This is a genomic window from Paraburkholderia sp. GAS32 (genome assembly GCF_050434225.1).
Classification (GTDB): Bacteria; Pseudomonadota; Gammaproteobacteria; order Burkholderiales; family Burkholderiaceae; genus Paraburkholderia; species Paraburkholderia madseniana.
The window spans coordinates 201,014-219,386 of the sequence record NZ_JBNPVS010000010.1; the positions used below are offsets into that span (position 1 = coordinate 201,014).

Consider the following 18,373-nt stretch of genomic DNA (forward strand, 5'->3'; position numbering starts at 1 on the left):
CGTCTCGTGGACGTCAGTGCGTGAGTGAATCACGCGCTGACGAACCCGCTTACTTCTGCTTGAGCTTGGCGAATGCCGCGGCCATTGCGCCGCCTGCTTCCGGCTCACGCGAGCGCTGTTGCTGCGCGCCGCGGCCACCGCCGCCACCCGAGCGGCCGGAACCGCCACGATCCTGTTGGGCGCCCCCACCGCTGCGCTGCGCGGCCGCCGCGCCGAACTCGTCGTCCAGACGCATGGTCAGCGCGATACGCTGGCGCTTCACGTCGACTTCCAGCACCTTCACCTTGACGATCTGGCCGGCCTTGACTACTTCGTGCGGGTCTTTGATGAACTTCGTCGACATGGCCGACACGTGCACCAGACCGTCCTGATGCACGCCGATGTCGACGAACGCACCGAAGGCCGCCACGTTCGTCACGACGCCTTCGAGCACCATGCCCGGCGTCAGATCGCTGACCTTCTCGACGCCTTCGCGGAAGGTCGCGGTCTTGAACTCGGGGCGCGGGTCGCGGCCCGGCTTTTCGAGTTCCAGCAGAATGTCGCGCACGGTCGGCAGGCCGAAACGCTCGTCGACGAATTCGGCCGGCGAGAGGCCACGCAGCGCGTCGCGATTGCCGAGCACTTCGCCGACGTGCTTGCTGATCTTCGCGAGCATGCGTTCCACGACGGGATACGCTTCCGGGTGAACCGACGAGCGGTCGAGTGGGTTCTCGCCGTTGTTGATGCGCAGGAAACCGGCGGCCTGTTCGAAGGTTTTGTCGCCCAGACGCGGCACCTTGCGCAGATGTTCGCGCGACGGGAACGGGCCGTTTGCATCGCGATAGTCGACGATGTTGCGAGCCAGCGTCGCGTTCAAACCCGACACGCGCGCGAGCAACGCGACCGACGCCGTATTGGCATCCACGCCGACCGCGTTCACGCAATCCTCGACCACCGCGTCGAGCGAGCGGGCCAGTTCGCGCTGATTCACGTCATGCTGGTACTGGCCGACGCCGATTGCCTTCGGCTCGATCTTCACCAATTCCGCGAGCGGATCCTGCAGACGGCGCGCAATCGACACGGCGCCGCGCAGCGACACGTCCATGTCCGGAAATTCCTTCGCCGCGAGTTCGGAGGCCGAATACACCGACGCGCCGGCTTCCGAGACGACGATCTTCTGCAGCTTGAACTCCGGATGACGCGCGATCAGTTCGCTCGCAAGCTTGTCCGTTTCCCGCGACGCCGTGCCGTTGCCGATACTGATCAACTCAGCCTGCGTCTGTGCACAGATGCGCGCCAGTTTCGCAATCGAGCCATCCCAGTCGCGACGCGGCTCGTGGGGATAAATCACGTCGGTGGCGAGCACCTTGCCGGTCCGATCGACCACCGCGACTTTCACGCCGGTGCGCATGCCCGGATCGAGCCCGATCACGGCCTTCGGTCCTGCGGGTGCTGCCAGCAGCAAGTCCTTCAGGTTGCGCGCGAACACGCGAATCGCTTCATGTTCGGCTTCGTCGCGCAGATTGGTCAGCAGTTCGTTTTCGATATGCGGCTGCACCTTCACGCGCCAGCACCAGCGGCACACGTCGGCGAGCCACTTGTCGCCCGGGCGGTTCTGATTGGCGATGCCGAAGTGGCGGGCGATCAACGCTTCGCCCGGGTGCGGCACCTGCGCGTCGAGTTCTTCGCCGAGACCCAGTTTGACCATCAGCACGCCTGCATTGCGGCCGCGGAACAAAGCCAGCGCGCGATGCGACGGCACGGTCCGGATGGTTTCCGCATAATCGTAGTAATCGCGGAATTTTTCTTCTTCCGCGTTTTCCTTGCCCTCGACCACTTTCGACGACACCACGCCCTGGTTGAACAGGTAATCGCGCAGCTTGCCGAGCAGATCCGCGGTTTCGCCGAACTGTTCGGAGAGAATGTCGCGCGCGCCGTCGAGCGCGGCCTTGATGTCGGCGACGCCTTTCTCGGCGTCCACGTAGGTGGCGGCTTCGGTTTGCGGGTCGAGCAGGGGATTGGCCAGCAGCGCGTCGGCGAGCGGCTGCAGACCGGCTTCGCGGGCGATCTGCGCGCGCGTGCGGCGCTTCGGCTTGTAGGGGAGATACAGGTCTTCCAGCACCTGCTTGCTGTCGGCGCCTTCTATCGCGGCGCGCAGTTCGTCGGTGAGCTTGCCCTGTTCGTCGATGCTCGCAATGATCGTGGCGCGCCGGTCTTCCAGCTCGCGCAGGTACAGCAGGCGCTCCTCGAGATTACGCAGTTGCGTGTCGTCGAGATTGTCGGTCACTTCCTTCCGGTAGCGGGCGATGAACGGAACAGTCGCTCCTTCGTCGAGAAGTTGCACCGCGGCCGCGACCTGGCGCGGCTGGACGGACAGTTCGGCGGCGATGCGCTGTACGATCTTGAGTGCTACGGTTTCCGTCATAAGGTCTTGGTGTTCCTGCTGCTCAATCAAAGGTCGCGCGGTAGCGGCACATGCCAAGTACATGCCAGACGCGCGCCGGGCCCACGTCGGGCACGCCGGTGCACGCTGGGCGTGCGCGCTGCGACCAGGTTGCTGGAGCGGGGCATTTTGCCATAAATGCAAAAGGGCTCAACCGCAGGGTGATAGAATTTCGGGCATGTTCCGTTGACCAATTACGACGTTGCCAACCTCCTTGTCCCTCAACCGCCTGGACTCCCGCTTGGTCTCTCGCTTGTCACAATTACCGCTTTTTCTGACGCCGCGTTTGTCGCGCTCGCCGCTTACATCGCTCATGTCGGCGTTGCGGTCGCTGTTCAGGTCTGCGCTTCCGTCCAATGGGATGTTTTTCGCTTCGTGCGCGTCGTGCGTCATGGCAGCTTCGCTGGCGGTGTCCGCGCCGGCCGTAGCGCAATCCGCAGCGCCGCTTGTGGCCGCCAGCAGTCTGGCGCCGGCAGCCGCTTCGGGCACAACGAGCACCCTGAACGCCACGGGCGCGGACAATGCCGATAACGCGGCATCGTCTGACAGCGCATTCGAAGCGCGGCAGAAAGTTCTCGATCAGCGCACTGAGGAAAACAACTACCGTTACGCGGTCGCCGAACACGATTGCTACAGTAAGTTCTTTGTCAACCACTGTCTGAACAAGGCGCGCGACAGCATGCGTTCGGTGCAGGCCGATATTCGCAAGGAACAGCTCGCGCTAGACGGCGAACAGCGTGTCCAGCGCGCCCGCCAGCGTGACGAGCAGGCAGCGCTCAAACGCGCCCAGGACGAAGCCAGCGCGCCGCAGCGTGCCGCTGACGACGCGCGTAACGCTCAAGCCTACGAAGACAAGCAGCGCCAACACCAGCTCGACCAGGCGCAGCGCGCGGCCGAGGCGCCGCAACGCAGCGCCAACGCGCAAGCCTATCAGCAGAAGCAACAACAGCACGCGCTGGATCAGGCGCAGCGCGGCATCAGTCCGTCGCAAGCCGCAGCCAACAGCCAGGCATACGATCAGAAGCAGGGCGACTTCCAGCGCAAGCTCGACCAGGCGCGTCAGCAGGGCGCGCAAAAGGCGCAGGAGCGGGTGGAGAAGCAGCAGACCTTCGAGAAGAAGCAGGCCGACGCGGCGCAACACAAGGCCGACGTCGAGGCTCGTCAGAAGCAGGCGGCCGAGAAAGCCGAGCAGAAACGTCAGGACCAGTTGAAAGAGCAACAGCAACTTGAAGAACAGCGAAAGCAGCAACAGGAACAACAGTAGGTGTGCTGTAGCGGGTTCTGGTAGGGTAGTAGCCAGGCAGTAGTCGCCGTAACGCGTTTTAAGCCGGACAGCAACCTCAGGCATCGGGCTGCACACGCAGCCCGTGCCGCTTACGAGCGGAGGCGAGCATGCGCGATCAACATCACGTCATCACCGCGGACACATTGCGCGACCGTATTCTGCAACTGGAATCGGAGCATAGTGGGCTCGATCGCTTGATCGACCGAATGTCGGAAGAGCCCGGCATCGACGACTTCGAGTTGCAGCGCCTGAAAAAGCGCAAACTCAAAGTCAAGGACACCATCATCTTGCTGCAATTGCAGCTCGAACCGGACGCACGCGCCTGAGTTCGCGCCCTGGCAGGTGCCGGGTCGCGCCGCGCGCGCCGGACTTTGCAGGAAACGCTTGCCTTGAATTCACCGCTTGAAACTTCACCACGCGCCACGGCGGGCGAGGACGCTCCGGCCGGCGCTCCGGTGGCCGGCACACCGGCGCCGCGTCCTTCCGCGTCCGCGCTCTCCGCGTCGTTGAATCCACGCCGCGTCGCCGAACTGGACGATATCTTCGCCGACAACGGCCTGCTCGCCCGTCAGATTGACGGCTATCGTTCGCGCGCGTCGCAGATCGAGATGTCGCGCGCCGTCGCGGCGGCCATGGAAGCGTCGGGCCGCGCGATGCCCGAGCCCGCAATGTTCGAGGCGCAAAAGCGTCCGGCGCGGCGTCTGCAATCGCCAGGCGCGGAGGCTGCAACTGTTGCCCCCGAAAACGACGAATCGAACGGTCTCGACGGCAGCGAAAACACGCTGATCGTGGAAGCGGGCACCGGCACCGGCAAGACCTATGCGTATCTCGTGCCGGCCATGTTGTGGGGCGGCAAGGTGATCGTCTCCACCGGCACCAAGCATTTGCAGGATCAGCTCTTTCAGCGCGACATTCCGACCGTGCGCGACGCGCTCGCTGTGCCGGTATCGGTGGCGATGCTCAAGGGCCGCGCGAACTACCTGTGCCATTACTACCTGCAGCGCACAGCGGACAACGGCCGTCTGCCGTCGCGCCAGGAAACCTCGTATCTGCAGGACATCATTCGCTTTGCCAAGATCACGCGCACCGGCGACAAGGCCGAACTCGCGAGCGTGCCGGAAACGGCGGCAGTGTGGTCGATGGTCACGTCCACGCGTGAGAACTGTCTTGGCCAGGAGTGCCCGCATTACAAGGAGTGCTTCGTGATGCAGGCGCGCCGCGAGGCGCAGCAGGCCGACATCGTGGTGGTCAATCACCATCTGTTTTTCGCCGACATCATGTTGCGCGATACCGGCATGGCTGAATTGCTGCCTACGGCGAATACCGTCATCTTCGACGAAGCGCATCAACTGCCGGAAACCGCGACGCTGTTTTTCGGCGAGACGCTTTCCACCACGCAATTTCTCGAGCTCGCGCGCGATTCCGTGGCGGAGGGCCTGGGTCATGCGCGTGAATCGGTCGACTGGGTGAAGCTCGGCTCGACACTCGAACGCGCGGCGCGTGACGTGCGGCTCGCTTTCAAGGAAGACTCGGTGCGCTTGTCGATCGGTCAGTTGCCCGACGATCATCCTCTATTCCCCGCGCTCGAAACGCTGGAAGCCGAGCTCGACGCACTGACGTCCGCGTTGTCCAGTCAGGCCGAGCGAGCCGAATCGATCGGGGCGTGTTTGCGCCGCGCACGTGAGTTGCAAGGCGTGCTCGCGGGCTGGACCACGCCGCCCACTGAGACCGAACGCGCAGCCGCTGACGCCGCCGCGGCGGACGCCAAGGCCGAACGTGCCGATCCGAACGAAAAGGTGCGCTGGATCGAAGTGTTCGCGCATACGGTGCAGTTGCACGAAACGCCGCTGTCGGTCGCGCCAATCTTCGCGAAGCAGCGCGCCGGTGTGCCGCGCGCGTGGATCTTCACTTCGGCGACGTTGTCGGTGCGCGGCGACTTCACGCACTACGCGGCGCAGATGGGTCTGAACGCAAAACGCTCGATGACGCTGCCGAGCCCCTTCGACTATCCGACGCAAGGGCTTCTGTACGTGCCGCGCAATTTGCCGCAGCCTTCGTCGCCGATGTTCACCGACGCCGTGTTCGACGCTGCATTGCCCGCGATCGAAGCATCGGGCGGCGGCGTATTCATGTTGTGCACGACGTTGCGCGCGGTGGACCGCATCTCGGCCAAACTGCGCGACACCATTGAGGCACGCGGCTGGGACTATCCATTGCTCGTGCAGGGTGACGCGAGCCGCACCGAGTTGCTCGATCGCTTCCGTACGTACGGCAATGCGATTCTGGTGGGCAGCCAGAGCTTCTGGGAGGGCGTGGATGTGCGTGGCGATGCGCTCTCGCTGGTCGTGATCGACAAGCTGCCGTTTGCGCCGCCTGATGACCCAGTGCTGTCGGCGCGTCTCGATGCGCTGACGAAGAAGGGTTTGAGCCCGTTCGCCGTCCATCAGTTGCCGCAGGCTGTGATTACCCTCAAGCAGGGCGCAGGCCGTCTGATTCGCGCCGAGACCGATCGCGGCGTGCTGATGATCTGCGACACGCGCCTCGTCGACAAACCGTATGGGCGCCGTATATGGCAGAGCCTGCCGCCGTTCAAACGCACACGTGAGATCGAAGTCGTGCGCGAATTCTTCGAAGAGAACGCAACGCCGGCTGAATAGCAGGCGATTAAGTGAATGCCGTTGTAAAAACCGGCGCTTAAATGACAAAACGCCACGGATTTGAATCCGTGGCGTTTTGCTTTACTGTCCAGGAAATCGAGGTGATTTCCTGGAGCAGTTTTCGCCCAGAGGCGAACCCTATGCGACAGCTTACTGGCTTGCGCCCGAAGCCGGAGCAGCAGCCGAAGCAGCAGCGCCTGCGTCCGAAGCAGCGGCCGTAGCCGAAGCAGCAGCATCGCTCGCAGCAGCAGCCGCACCCGAAGCAGCAGCAGCCGAATCCGAAGCTGCAGCAGCCGGTGCCGAAGCGGCAGCAGCGTCGCTAGCAGCCGGTGCAGCGGCTTGATCGTTGCTCTTGTTGCATGCAGCCAGTGCCACAGCTGCCAACAGGGATGCTACGAGGAGGGATTTCTTCATGATCACGTCCTTTTATGGTTAAAGGTAAGCAACAGCGCAAAATAATACCGGTAATGTGCTCCAACACCGACCTGGGCCGCTGGTGGAGACGCTCTTTTGACGAGCTAGAATCTTCCCTACGGCTTGGGCGGAAATTATATGCACTTTCGTACTGACAATCCATAAATCCGGGGTCAATACGTTGTCTTTCTCATACAAAATTTCACAGTACGGTATAACAGGCGGGCAGAGTTACGCAAGCTCGCCCACTTGTATCCAGCCCGCACAATACCACTCGTGAAGCAGTGCTGTCACCGACGAATCGTCTGAGAGTGTTACAAAGCGTTTCGCACTCAAACACCGATGGTCAGCGAGGTCAAACAACCACTTTTTGGCCCCATTAAACGGCGTTTCCTCTCCATTTACGAAGAAAAAACGGCGGTTGTACAACAAATTAGTCTTGCGGTCCAGTCGAATGCCAGACTTGGATGCCTGACTGATGAAACGGGCTTCATTGAGCGGTCGTTGCGGCGGATCAAACACGACGCTCGGCTTCGGTTCGCTGAGGTACGTGCCAAGGAACGACGCAATGTCCTGCTCACTCCACTTGACGCCAGCAAGGATCGAACCAACCCGCTCAATCAATGCGGCGGGCAGCTCTGCCGGACGGTCGACAGCGGGTTGTTGAGGATCGCGATAAAGCGCATCGGGCCGCGCGGCAGAGTCGCCGCGTTCGGCCAGATGATAGAGGAACTGCGCGGTCAACTCGCCCGCTGAGGGGGCGCGAAAACCGATTGAGCAGGTCATGCATTCGCCTTCGGCGACACCGTCATGCGCGATATGCGGCGGCAGGTACAGCATGTCACCTGGCTCCAGCAGCCATTCCTCTTCCGCCTCGAAATGCTGTAAAACTTTCAACGGCAAACCCGGTTGGAGTGTCAGATCTTTCTGCGCACTGATTCGCCACCGCCGCTTGCCCTTTACTTGCAAAAGAAACACATCGTAGGAATCGAAGTGGGGGCCGACGCCACCGCCATCGCTCGCATACGAAATCATCAGGTCGTCCAGACGCGCGTCCGGCACGAAGCGGAAGCGGTCGAGCAAGGCACGCGTGCGATCGTCGTAAAGGTCCACGCCTTGCACGAGCAGCGTCCAGGCGCGCTGCTTGACCGACGGCAGTTCATCCGGCGCGAACGGGCCGTGCTCCAGTTGCCATTTGTTGCGAAAGTGCGTGATCAGACGCGCTTCGACTTCGTCCTGATCGGCCAGCTCGAAAAACTCCTCGCGCGACAGCGGCGCCTCTACGTTCGGGATCGCCTGGCGGATCAGCAGTGGCTTCTTTTGCCAGTACCGGCGCATGAATTGGGACGGTGTCAGATTGCCGAGCAAGGGCGTGGGCGTGTCGGGCGAGGGCGGGAGAATAGGGCGAGCCGGCGTTGAAGCCGGTGAGGAATTCCGTGCCGACGCTGCGTCGGCCGGGTGGTCAGTGGGCCGCTTGGGCATCGTATAATGTGAGTTGTATTCTGGAGAATCGAATGAAAATCGCAAAGAACACCGTCGTGTCGGTCGCTTACAAGCTATCGGATGCGCAGGGCAATCTGATTGAAGAAAGCGACGAGCCGATGGTCTATCTGCACGGCGGCTATGATGGCACGTTCCCCAAGATCGAGGAAGAGCTCGACGGCCACGAGGCCGGCTTCGAGACTCAGATCCAGCTCGAGCCGCAAGACGCGTTCGGCGAGTACGATCCCGATCTCGTGAAGATCGAGCCGCGCGATCGCTTCCCGGAACCGCTCGAAGTCGGCATGCAATTCGAAGGCACGCCGGAGGAAGGCGATGATGACCTCGATTCGCTCGTCTACGTGGTGACCGACGTGGCGGAAGACAAAGTCGTGCTCGACGGCAACCATCCGCTCGCCGGCATGGCGCTGCGTTTCGCGCTGACCGTCAAGGACGTGCGTCCGGCTACGGAAGACGAAATCCAGCACGAACACGCACATGGCGCCGACGGCCTCGAAGTCCTCGATGACGATGACGACGAAGCCGAAGACGACAAATCAGGGCCCACGCTGCACTGAGCTTGCGGGCGTGCCGGGAGCGCCTGATGGCGCACCCGGTGCATGTGGCAAAACGGTCGAGGCGGGCGGGCCGGACATGGCAGGCCCATACTCGCCGTTGCCGTCATCCGTCGGTCTGTGTTGCTGTTGGTCGGGTTGCTGCTGCCCGGGTGTCTGCAACAGCGGCGGCAACTCGGAAGCGGGGCCTAAGGCCGGTACGGCCGGCATCGAAGCGGCTGGCTCTTCGCGCTGCGGCACCGGCACCGGTGCCGCTGTCGGCATTGGCATTTGCCTCGGCACGTCGCGCACGCTCACGCGGAACGGCGGTTTCTTGCCGAGATCCGCTTCAATCTGAATCCACTGGTTAAGACGATCATGCGGCGCAAGCTCGACACGTGTGAGGTTCGTCACCAGCATTCCCTTGTCATTGCGTAGCGGCTGATCGATCACGAAGCCGGCGCTCGCGCGTTCGTCGTCGCAATGAATCACCAGCACCGGTCCGCGGAAAATCTGCGCGAGTTTGACGAGGCTGCGTTTGAATTCCAGAAAACCGTCGCGGCGCGTGTTACGCGCAAAGCGCAGCCACGCGAAACGGTCGGGCCGTTCGTAGCGCTCCGGATCGGGGTCGCCCTGAATGAACACGACAATCGCGCGCGCGTCGCGGCGTTTCGCGTATTCGCCGGCATGTTCGAGCCAGAATGCATTGGCAATCACGCGATCTTCGAACTCGCCATTGCGGCCGCCCGCAGTCAGATAATGATTGTTCGGGCTCGGCGCGTTCAGACCGACAAACACGGTATCGCCGACTTGCCAGCGCACGTTCTCCCGGAACGGGCGAAAGCGCGACACTTCGCTCTCGCGCGTCAATGCGATCGGGTTCTGACCCATCGACGTGGAGTCGATGAACAGGGTTTGGCGGAGCTGATCGAGCCGCTCGACCGGGTCGAAGCCGCCGGCCTCAGCCGTGCCGCAGTCGGCCCAGTCGTGCTGGCCTGGAATGAAGAAGAGGGCGGACCGCGACGTTTCGAGCAGCGCGTGGCGCCGTTCGTATAGCGCATCGCGGCAGGCTTCTTTCGCGCCCTTCAGATTGCCGTCGTAGACGACGAACGATACGTCGCGGTCACGGCCGATTGCATCGATCAGACGTTGCGTGGGCGCTTCGTCGGCGGGGCTTTGCATCGTGCTGGCGATGACCGCGAAGGCAAAGCGCGGTGCTTCGGCGTGCGCGAGCGGGGCAGTCACCACGAGCACCATAAGCGACGCTAGCGACACGAGGCCGCCCGTGACCGTGAGGGCGTTGGTCAGCGCCGCGCAAAGTTTGCGCGGGCGCTGCGAGGGCCTGTGTGCGTCAATGATCTGCATCCGGCGCGGCGGCCAGGTCGTGCAGTTCGTACAGCAGATCGAGCGCTTCGCGTGGCCGCAGATCGTTCGGATCGATTGCGCGCAGACGTTCGACAAGTGCCTGCATGGCCGGCGACGCCGCCGCTGCTGCTTGCTTGCGACCGGGTTCGTCGTCGGCGTCTTCAAGCAGCATGGGCATGGGCGCGGCGAACAGATCGAGTTGCGGAGCGGGTTGCGCCGCCGATTGCTGTTCGAGATGCGCAAGATGCTTGCGGGCCGCGCGAATCACCGCGTTCGGCACACCGGCCAGTTGCGCGACCTGCAAACCATAGCTCTGATTCGCCGGCCCTTCGCTGACCGCATGCAGGAACACGATGCCGTGCCCATGCTCGACTGCCGACAGGTGCACATTGGCCGCGTGTGGAAACTCGGCGGGCAACTGCGTCAATTCGAAGTAGTGGGTGGCGAATAGCGTATGACAGCCGTTGTGCGAGAGCAGGTGCCTCGCGATGGCCCACGCCAGCGCGAGGCCGTCGAACGTCGACGTGCCGCGCCCGATCTCGTCCATCAGCACGAGACTTTGCGGCGTTGCGTCGTTCAGGATCGCCGCGGCTTCCGTCATCTCCACCATGAAGGTCGAGCGGCCGCCGGCCAGATCGTCCGCGGCCCCGATTCGCGTGAAGATGCGATCGATCGGACCGAATGCCGCGCGGCGTGCGGGCACATAGCTGCCAACGTAGGCCAGCAATGCGATCAGCGCGGTCTGCCGCATGAAGGTCGATTTACCGCCCATGTTCGGGCCGGTGATCAGCAACAGTTTGCGCTCGGGTGTGAGCGTGCAGTCGTTAGCGATGAATTGCTCGACCTGCGCCTCGACAACCGGATGCCGGCCCTGTTCGATTTCGATGCCGGTATCCGGTGAAAACGTCGGCGCGACCCAATCGAGTGCGCGGGCGCGTTCGGCGAAAGCAGCCAGCAGATCGAGTTCGGCGAGTGCCGCCGCGACGCGCTGGCAGTCCGGGATAAAAGGCAGCAGCGCTTGCAGCAACGCGTCGTAAAGCGCGCGTTCGCGGGCCAGCGCGCGTTCCTGCGCGGACAGCGCTTTATCTTCGAACGTCTTCAGCTCTGGCGTGATGTAACGCTCGGCGTTTTTCAGCGTCTGACGGCGGCGGTAGTCGTCCGGCACCTTGTCAGTCTGGCCGCGCGTGACTTCGATATAGAAGCCATGCACCTTGTTGTACTCGACGCGCAGATTGCCGATGCCGGTGCGTGCGCGTTCGCGCGTTTCGAGGTCGATCAGGAACTGCCCGCAGTTCTCCGAAATATCTCGCAACTCGTCGAGTTCCGCATCGTAGCCGCGGGCGATCACGCCGCCGTCGCGCACCATCGCGGCTGGCTCCTGCGCGACCGCGCGCTTGAGCAGTTCGACGCAGGCTTGCGGCGGTTCCAGCGACGCGTCGATACGCGCCAGCGAATCCGCATTGGACGAAACGGCCGCGAGTTGCGTGCGCAACTCCGGCAAGGCGATGAACGTATCGCGCAGGCTCGACAGATCGCGGGGCCGCGCCGACAGGAGCGCGAGACGCCCGGTGATCCGCTCGATGTCGGAGATTTGCCGCAACGCGCCGCGCAGCGTGTCGACGCCTGCGCCCGGCGGTGCGTAGAGCAATGCGCCGATGGCCTGCTGACGTGCTTGCGCCACAGCGGCTTCGCGCGGGGGATGATGCAGCCAGTGACGCAACAGGCGGCTGCCCATCGTCGTGCAGCAGGTGTCGAGCAGTGAACACAGCGTGGGCGATTCGGTGCCGCGCAGCGTTTCCGTGAGTTCAAGATTGCGGCGCGTGGCGGGGTCGAGCCCGATATATTCAGACTCGTACTCGACCTTCAGGCTGCGCACGTGACGCAATTGCTGGCCTTGCGTGGCCGCGGCATACAGCAGCAGCGCGCCGGCCGCGCCGCATGCCGCTGTCAGCGAGTGCGCGCCGAAGCCGTCGAGGCCGGCCACTTCCAGTTGATCGCACAGACGCTGCGTGCCCGAGGCGATATCGAAGTGCCACACCGGCACGCGGGTGAGGGCGCCGGCGTTGACCGGCGGCGTCCAGCTCGCGGAGTCGGCGGGCGCGTCGGCCACCAGAATTTCCGCGGGACGAATCCGTTCGAGCGCGGCGGCCACCTGGTCGGGCGCCACTTCGGCGAGGCGCAGTGCGCCGCTCGCCAGATTCAACCACGCGAGCCCGACGCTCGTTGCGACGCCGCGACGGTTATGCGCGACACACAGCGCCATCAGGTAGACGTCGCTCTTGTCGGACAGGAGGGCTGCATCAGTCAAGGTGCCCGGCGTGACCACGCGCATCACTTTGCGCTCGACGGGCCCTTTCGACGTGGCCGGGTCGCCGATCTGTTCGCAAATCGCGACGGATTCGCCGAGCTTCACCAGCTTGGCCAGATACTGTTCGACCGCGTGATGCGGCACGCCTGCCATCTTGATCGGATTGCCCGCCGACGCGCCGCGCTGCGTAAGTGTTAAATCGAGCAGACGCGCGGCCTTTTCCGCGTCTTCGAAAAAGAGCTCGTAGAAGTCGCCCATCCGGTAGAACACCAGCGTGCCCGGATGATCAGCCTTGATGCGGAGATACTGCTGCATCATTGGCGTGTGTTGTGCGACGTCATTGGCCGCTGCGGTTTGAATGCCCATCCTCGGTGTCTTTTTGCGTTAGCTGTTCAGGGCGTGAGTTTAACCCGCCAGCGCGGCGAGCGGACCCTGGCCGGATGGCCAATCCACAAAGCAGCTTACGTGTCGCAATGCGGATTCTCACGCCACCCGGGCGATTCTGATTCTCGCCATGCCATCATTCTTCAACGAGCGCCCGCATATCCACCGTGCGCTCATTCACAGCGCTGCGCCGCTTTGCGAGCCACATCATGAACGTGATGAAGCTGCCGAACACCACAATGATCCACTGCGCGGGCATCTTCGCGGTGAGCAGTATCGCGTAGGCCCCGAGCATCAGCAGCACGGCCAGATTCTGGTTGAAATTCTGCACCGCGATTGAATGCCCCGCGGAGAGCAAGGTCGCGCCACGATGCTGGAGGATCGCGTTCATCGGCACGATAAAAAAGCCGGAGAGCGCGCCGAGCAGGATCATCAGCGGATAGGCGAGCAGGATGTAGATCGGCAGCACGTATGAGCCGATACGGATGCCGGCGCCCGCCGGAAACAGGTCCCGGTTGTAGAACGCCACAGCGATCGCGACCGCGCCGGTGAGGATGCCGATCGGCAGCACGCGCAGCGAATTGCGCAATGGAATCAGCGCCGCCGCGGCCGCCGCGCCGACGGCGATGCCGAGCCCCGTCACGCCTTGCATCACCGCCGCCTTCGACAGCGACAGGCCGAGGTTCACGTTCGCCCATTTGAGCACCAGCAATTGCAGCGTGACCGCGCCACCCCACATCAGCGTCGTGACCCACAGCGCGATCTGCGCGAGCTTGTCGGCCCACAACACGTTGAAGCAATGATAGAAGTCGCCGACCAGTTTCTTCGGCTCGTTCAAACGGTTCGGATAACGCGCGCCGGTGTCGGGAATGAAGATGTTGACCGCCGCCGCGATGGCATACGTGACCATCACCGCGAACATCGCCAGATCGGCGGAAGAGCGGATCAGCGGCAGATGCGCATGCGCGACGAACCGGTCGGCGAGGGTGCTGATCAATGCGCCGCCGACCATCGTGCCGACAATGGTCGACAGGACGGTGGCCGATTCGAGCCACGCGTTCGCCTTGACGAGTTTGTCCGCGGGCAGGAGCTCGGTGAGAATGCCGTACTTGGCCGGCGAATACGCGGCCGCGCCAAAGCCGACCACACCGTACGCAATCATCGGATGGACGCCGGCGATCATCATCAGGCAACCGCTCGCCTTGAGCGCGTTGGAGACGAACATGACGTGCCGCTTTTGCAACGCGTCGGCGAACGCGCCGACGAAGGGGGCGAGCAACACGTAGGAGATAGTGAAGAACATCTGCAGCAGCGGCGTGACCCAGGCGGCCGAACGGATCACCGATAGCAGGGCGATGGCGGCGATCAGCAGGGCATTGTCCGCGAGCGACGAAATGAACTGCGCCGCGATGATTGTGTAGAAGCCTTTTTTCATGAAGCGGATCGGAAGCTGCGCGGAAATCTGACGCGAAGCAGGGCGCTGCAAGAAGCGCGCAAAACGCAGCCGGCGATCGTGCGTGCCGGCGCGGCCTTCCGCTTTGTAGCACGAACGCCCGCCGGGTGCAGGCGGGCCAACGAAAAAGCGGCCGAAGCCGCTTTACGTATTACCGATGCTGTATTACCGATGCCGGCACCGAGCCGGCCAGTCCAGACCTGAGACCTGAACCTTAAGCCGATTGCTGGCGCGTGCGGCTGTAGCGCGACAGGATCGGGATCATCTGCGCGTAGACCTTCGGATTGCCCGCGACGATTTCGCCGACGTGCAGGAAGTCCGAGTCGCCCGTGTAATTGCCGACCAGACCGCCGGCTTCCGTGATCAGCAGGCTGCCTGCGGCGACGTCCCACGGATTCAGGCCTTGCTCGAAGAAGCCGTCCATACGGCCCGCGGCGACGTTGGCCAGATCGAGCGCGGCAGCGCCCGGACGGCGCAGGCCGGCGCAGGCTTCGGTCATTTCAGCGAACTGGCGGCCATACGCTTCGAGGCCATCCTTTTCACGGAACGGGAAGCCGGTGCCGATCAGGCCGTCAGCCAGGCGGTCGCGCTTGGCGACGCGGATGCGGCGGTCGTTCAGGAACGCGCCGCGGCCGCGCGAGGCGGTGAACAGGTCGTTGCGGGTCGGATCGTAGACCACCGACTGCGTCACGATGCCCTTGTGCGCAAGTGCGATCGACACGCAGTAGTACGGGAAGCCGTGGATGAAATTGGTGGTGCCGTCGAGCGGATCGATGATCCACTGATATTCGGAGTCGTTGTCCGACTTGCCGGATTCTTCGGCGAGGATGGCGTGATCGGGGTAGGCTGTCTTGAGCGTATCGATGATCGCTGCTTCAGACGCTTTGTCGACCTCCGTGACGAAATCGTTGTGCTGTTTCTTGCTGACCTGGAGCAGATCGAGGTCGAGCGACGCGCGGTTGATGATCTGGGCTGCGCGGCGCGCGGCCTTCACAGCAATATTGAGCATGGGATGCATGAGACTGGATCCTTGTGCCGGGGCAGCACGGCTGCTTACCGGTAAATGAGCGCGGGATGAGCGCTAATTGAGCGCCATCAAAGGGCGCGGAAACAGCACGGAACGCACGTCCGGCAAAGGACCGGGTGCGCATTCCGCCGACGGAGACGAATTGGATAAGAACGAGGCGCCGGACCTTTCACAGGAGAAAACCGGGCGCGAATATTGGTATTTTACCTGAGTCCGGGCGCCGCGGCAGCGCTTGCTGCCAGGCATGGCGTGCGACGGTCCAACGGCGCGGCTTTAGCGCGGCGGACACGCGCATTTCGGAGCCGATGCACTGTTGGCGCTACCATACGCGTTCTTTAGCTTGCCGAGTTTCATCGTGGACCACACCCACCATTCTTCCGATCCCGCCGTGGCGGACCTGCGCGGCGGTTTTACGTCGACGCGCTTTGTGCTCGTCGAGCCCAGCCATCCCGGCAACGTCGGCGCCGCGGCGCGCGCGCTGAAAACCATGGGTTTCTCGCGCCTCGTGCTGGTGTCGCCACGTGTGCCGCACGTGCAAAGCGATCCGGAAGCCATCGCCATGGCGAGCGGCGCTGACGACGTGCTGGCGTCCGCGCACGTCGTACCGACGCTTGCCGATGCGTTGAGCGGCGTGCATTGGTCGATTGCACTGACCGCCCGGCTGCGCGAATACGGGCCGCCGCAATGGACGCCGCGTGCCGCGGCGGGCGCCGCGCGCGAGCAGGCAATACATGGCGAGATCGCGCTGGTGTTCGGCAACGAGCGCACGGGCCTGTCGAACGAGGATGTCGAGCGCTGCAGCGCGCTCGCGCATATTCCGGCCAATCCCGCCTACAGTTCGCTCAATCTTGCGCAGGCCGTGCAGGTGTTGGCGTATGAATTGCGCACGGCGTATCTGTCCGCGGGCGAGGCAACGGCTGCAGCATCCGCGGTGGCTCAAGCGGTCGCCGGGCAGGGCGAGCCGGTCGGCACGCGGGCGGCAAGCGACGAAATCGAAAGCATGTACGCTCATCTGGAAAGCGCGCTGGTCGCGCTCGAGTTTCTCGATCCGGCCAATCCGAAGAAATTGATGTCCCGCTTGCGGCGCCTGTTCGCGCGTTCCGGTCTGGAGCGCGAGGAAGTGAATATCGTGCGCGGCATCGCCAAGCATATTCTGCTGAAGACCAAACCGCCGGGCGACGACGCGTCCTAAGGGCTGCGTGCCCATCAATCTACGACCTTGCCGGCAGCGTGGGCTTCCGGCAGGTTTCGCGCAATCGCCCTACAATCGCTCGAACCGTTCTAAGCAAAGCTGCCGATCTGCTATGCGGCAAGCATCCGCCGTGCGTGGTGTTTCACGCAGGCGGTCTTTTTCCCCACAACCTAGTCCCTGCCATGTTCACGAGACTCCGCGAAGACATCGCCACGATCCGCGAGCGCGATCCCGCCGCCCGCAGCGCCTGGGAAGTCATCACGTGTTATCCGGGTCTGCACGCGCTCGTGCTGCACCGGCTCGCGCACGCATGCTGGCAGGCTAAACGCCGCTGGCTCGCGCGTTTCATCTCGCAGATGGCGCGTTTCATGACCGGCATCGAAATCCATCCGGGCGCTACGCTGGGCCGCCGTGTGTTCATCGATCACGGCATGGGCGTCGTGATTGGCGAGACGGCGCAAGTCGGCGACGACTGCACGATCTATCAGGGCGTGACGCTTGGCGGCACGTCGCTCACGCGGGGGGCGAAACGGCATCCCACGCTTGAACGCGGCGTGATCGTCGGCGCGGGGGCGAAGGTGCTCGGCGGTTTTACGATCGGCGCGGACGCGAAGATCGGCTCGAATGCAGTGGTCACGAAGCCTGTGCCGGCGCGTGGCACGGCGGTGGGTAATCCGGCGCGGATCATTGTCCCGGCAGCCGCCGCCGTGGTAGCCACGGCGAGCGCATCGGCAAATGGCGCAGCGCGTGAGTCGAAGGCAGTGTCGGAAAAGAGCGCATTCTGCGCCTACGGCATCACGCCGAATGCGGACGATCCGGTATCGCTGGCGATTCACGGTCTGATCGACCACGCTGCCACGCAATCGAAGCGTATCGACGAAATCGTCGACGCGCTGGAGCGGCTGGGAACCAGTCTGGAAGGCTTGCAAGGCGCCGACGCGGCGCTGCTCGATCTGCGGCGCCTGTCGGCCGCGATTGCAGGAAAGGTGGAAGGCGCGGTGGCGGAGCGCTAGTCAGTTCAGCGGCAACGCCCGAATCCCTTCCGCATCGATCCGCAGATAACCGCCACGGCGCTCGCCGTGATCGAGATCCCAATCCGGCAACACCCAGCGCGTGCCGCCCGGCTCGCGATGCCGCGCCGGACGATGCGTATGCCCATGAATGATCGTGGCCGTTTTCGACGACTTGAATAACGCAGCGACGGCTTTCGGCGTCACGTCATACTTTGGCGAAACCGGACGCGAACGGCCTTGCTCGCTTTTCGAGCGCATGTTTTCCGCAAGCGCCTGACGCCAGCGAAACGGCCACGCGAGAAACAGCATCTGCGCGAAACGGATGCGCGCAAAGCGCCGGAAAAATTGATAGCCGCGATCCGCGGTGCAGAGGCCGTCACCGTGCGCGAGCACGATCCGCGTGCCGAACGCGGTGATCACGAACGGATCGGGCAACCAGATCGCGCCGGCCGCTTTCATGAAGCGCTTGCCGAGCAGAAAATCGCGATTGCCGTGCATGATGTAGAGCGCGATACCGCGTTCCGACAGCGTATGCAGCAACGCCGCCATCCGCGCGACGAACGGCTCGACGAGCATGTCGTCGCCGATCCAGTACTCGAACAGATCGCCGAGAATGAAAACCGAATCCGCCTGCTCGGCCGTGACGCGGACGAAGTGTTCGAACGCGGCGACCGTGTGCGGAATCGCCTCGCTCAGATGAATATCGGAGAGGAGAAAAAACGGGCGTGCGGCGTGCGGGCGTTTGCCCTCGCCAGGCACGCCCGCGGCGACGCTTCGCAGCGGTGTTTCTTGCAGCATTGAAGGTGCCTGATGTCAGTTC

Annotated in this window: 16 protein-coding genes; 7 read left to right on the forward strand and 9 right to left on the reverse strand. The window is 63.4% G+C overall.

Annotated features, from left to right (window positions below):
- Positions 1–49: 49 nt before the first annotated feature.
- Positions 50–2,404, reverse strand: a complete 2,355-nt coding sequence (locus P3T25_RS15245) for a Tex family protein (protein WP_154565131.1) — start codon at positions 2,402–2,404, stop codon at positions 50–52.
- 168 nt (positions 2,405–2,572) lie between these two features.
- A complete protein-coding gene (locus P3T25_RS15250) occupies positions 2,573–2,815 on the reverse strand; it encodes a hypothetical protein (RefSeq protein ID WP_166618268.1) in 243 nt (80 codons plus the stop codon).
- On the opposite strand from P3T25_RS15250, the gene P3T25_RS15255 reads away from it, so the two are divergent.
- From P3T25_RS15255 to P3T25_RS15265, 3 genes are all read left to right on the forward strand, one after another.
- Positions 2,784–3,686 (forward strand): hypothetical protein, encoded by a 903-nt coding sequence (locus P3T25_RS15255; protein ID WP_154565129.1) that lies wholly within the window; start codon positions 2,784–2,786, stop codon positions 3,684–3,686. The two genes, P3T25_RS15250 and P3T25_RS15255, sit on opposite strands and share 32 nt — an antisense overlap.
- A 128-nt stretch (positions 3,687–3,814) precedes the next feature.
- On the forward strand, positions 3,815–4,033 hold the full coding sequence (locus P3T25_RS15260) for a DUF465 domain-containing protein (RefSeq protein WP_093633515.1): 219 nt from the start codon (positions 3,815–3,817) through the stop codon (positions 4,031–4,033).
- A gap of 63 nt (positions 4,034–4,096) precedes the next feature.
- Positions 4,097–6,364, forward strand: coding sequence for an ATP-dependent DNA helicase (locus P3T25_RS15265; RefSeq protein WP_154565127.1), 2,268 nt, complete (start codon positions 4,097–4,099; stop codon positions 6,362–6,364).
- 150 nt (positions 6,365–6,514) lie between these two features.
- Here P3T25_RS15265 and P3T25_RS15270 read toward each other — a convergent pair whose 3' ends face one another.
- Positions 6,515–6,778, reverse strand: coding sequence for a hypothetical protein (locus P3T25_RS15270; protein WP_054041874.1), 264 nt, complete (start codon positions 6,776–6,778; stop codon positions 6,515–6,517).
- 231 nt (positions 6,779–7,009) lie between these two features.
- The gene (locus P3T25_RS15275) at positions 7,010–8,260 is read right to left on the reverse strand and encodes a cupin domain-containing protein (RefSeq protein ID WP_154565125.1); all 1,251 of its coding nucleotides are present in this window, start codon (positions 8,258–8,260) and stop codon (positions 7,010–7,012) included.
- A 32-nt stretch (positions 8,261–8,292) separates the two neighbouring features.
- Between P3T25_RS15275 and P3T25_RS15280 the strand changes: the two genes are divergently transcribed.
- A complete protein-coding gene (locus P3T25_RS15280; protein ID WP_154565123.1) occupies positions 8,293–8,835 on the forward strand; it encodes an FKBP-type peptidyl-prolyl cis-trans isomerase in 543 nt (180 codons plus the stop codon).
- Here P3T25_RS15280 and P3T25_RS15285 read toward each other — a convergent pair.
- The 4 genes from P3T25_RS15285 to P3T25_RS15300 all read right to left on the reverse strand — a co-directional run bounded on the left by P3T25_RS15285 (position 8,815) and on the right by P3T25_RS15300 (position 15,339).
- A complete protein-coding gene (locus tag P3T25_RS15285) occupies positions 8,815–10,176 on the reverse strand; it encodes a hypothetical protein (protein WP_429358322.1) in 1,362 nt (453 codons plus the stop codon). The genes P3T25_RS15280 and P3T25_RS15285 overlap by 21 nt on opposite strands.
- A complete protein-coding gene (gene mutS, locus P3T25_RS15290; protein ID WP_429358323.1) occupies positions 10,163–12,850 on the reverse strand; it encodes a DNA mismatch repair protein MutS in 2,688 nt (895 codons plus the stop codon). Before mutS ends, P3T25_RS15285 begins: the two co-directional genes overlap by 14 nt.
- A gap of 154 nt (positions 12,851–13,004) precedes the next feature.
- Positions 13,005–14,303 carry a lysophospholipid transporter LplT gene (gene lplT / locus P3T25_RS15295; RefSeq protein ID WP_429358324.1) on the reverse strand — a complete coding sequence of 433 codons (1,299 nt, stop codon included), beginning with the start codon at positions 14,301–14,303 and terminating at the stop codon, positions 13,005–13,007.
- A gap of 232 nt (positions 14,304–14,535) precedes the next feature.
- Positions 14,536–15,339: an inositol monophosphatase family protein gene (locus P3T25_RS15300; protein WP_154565115.1), complete on the reverse strand. Its 804-nt coding sequence runs from the start codon at positions 15,337–15,339 to the stop codon at positions 14,536–14,538.
- A gap of 67 nt (positions 15,340–15,406) precedes the next feature.
- On the opposite strand from P3T25_RS15300, the gene P3T25_RS15305 reads away from it, so the two are divergent.
- The 3 genes from P3T25_RS15305 (at position 15,407) to cysE (ending at position 17,553) form a co-directional block, all read left to right on the forward strand.
- Positions 15,407–15,559 (forward strand): hypothetical protein, encoded by a 153-nt coding sequence (locus P3T25_RS15305; RefSeq protein ID WP_429358325.1) that lies wholly within the window; start codon positions 15,407–15,409, stop codon positions 15,557–15,559.
- Between the two features lie 144 nt (positions 15,560–15,703).
- Positions 15,704–16,540 (forward strand): RNA methyltransferase, encoded by an 837-nt coding sequence (locus P3T25_RS15310; RefSeq protein ID WP_168435889.1) that lies wholly within the window; start codon positions 15,704–15,706, stop codon positions 16,538–16,540.
- A 182-nt stretch (positions 16,541–16,722) separates the two neighbouring features.
- Complete coding sequence (gene cysE / locus P3T25_RS15315; protein WP_171925487.1) at positions 16,723–17,553, forward strand: serine O-acetyltransferase; 831 nt, start codon at positions 16,723–16,725, stop codon at positions 17,551–17,553.
- Here the strand turns inward: cysE and P3T25_RS15320 are convergent, their stop codons facing one another.
- Positions 17,554–18,351 (reverse strand): UDP-2,3-diacylglucosamine diphosphatase, encoded by a 798-nt coding sequence (locus P3T25_RS15320; RefSeq protein WP_154565109.1) that lies wholly within the window; start codon positions 18,349–18,351, stop codon positions 17,554–17,556.
- Positions 18,352–18,373 lie beyond the last annotated feature (22 nt).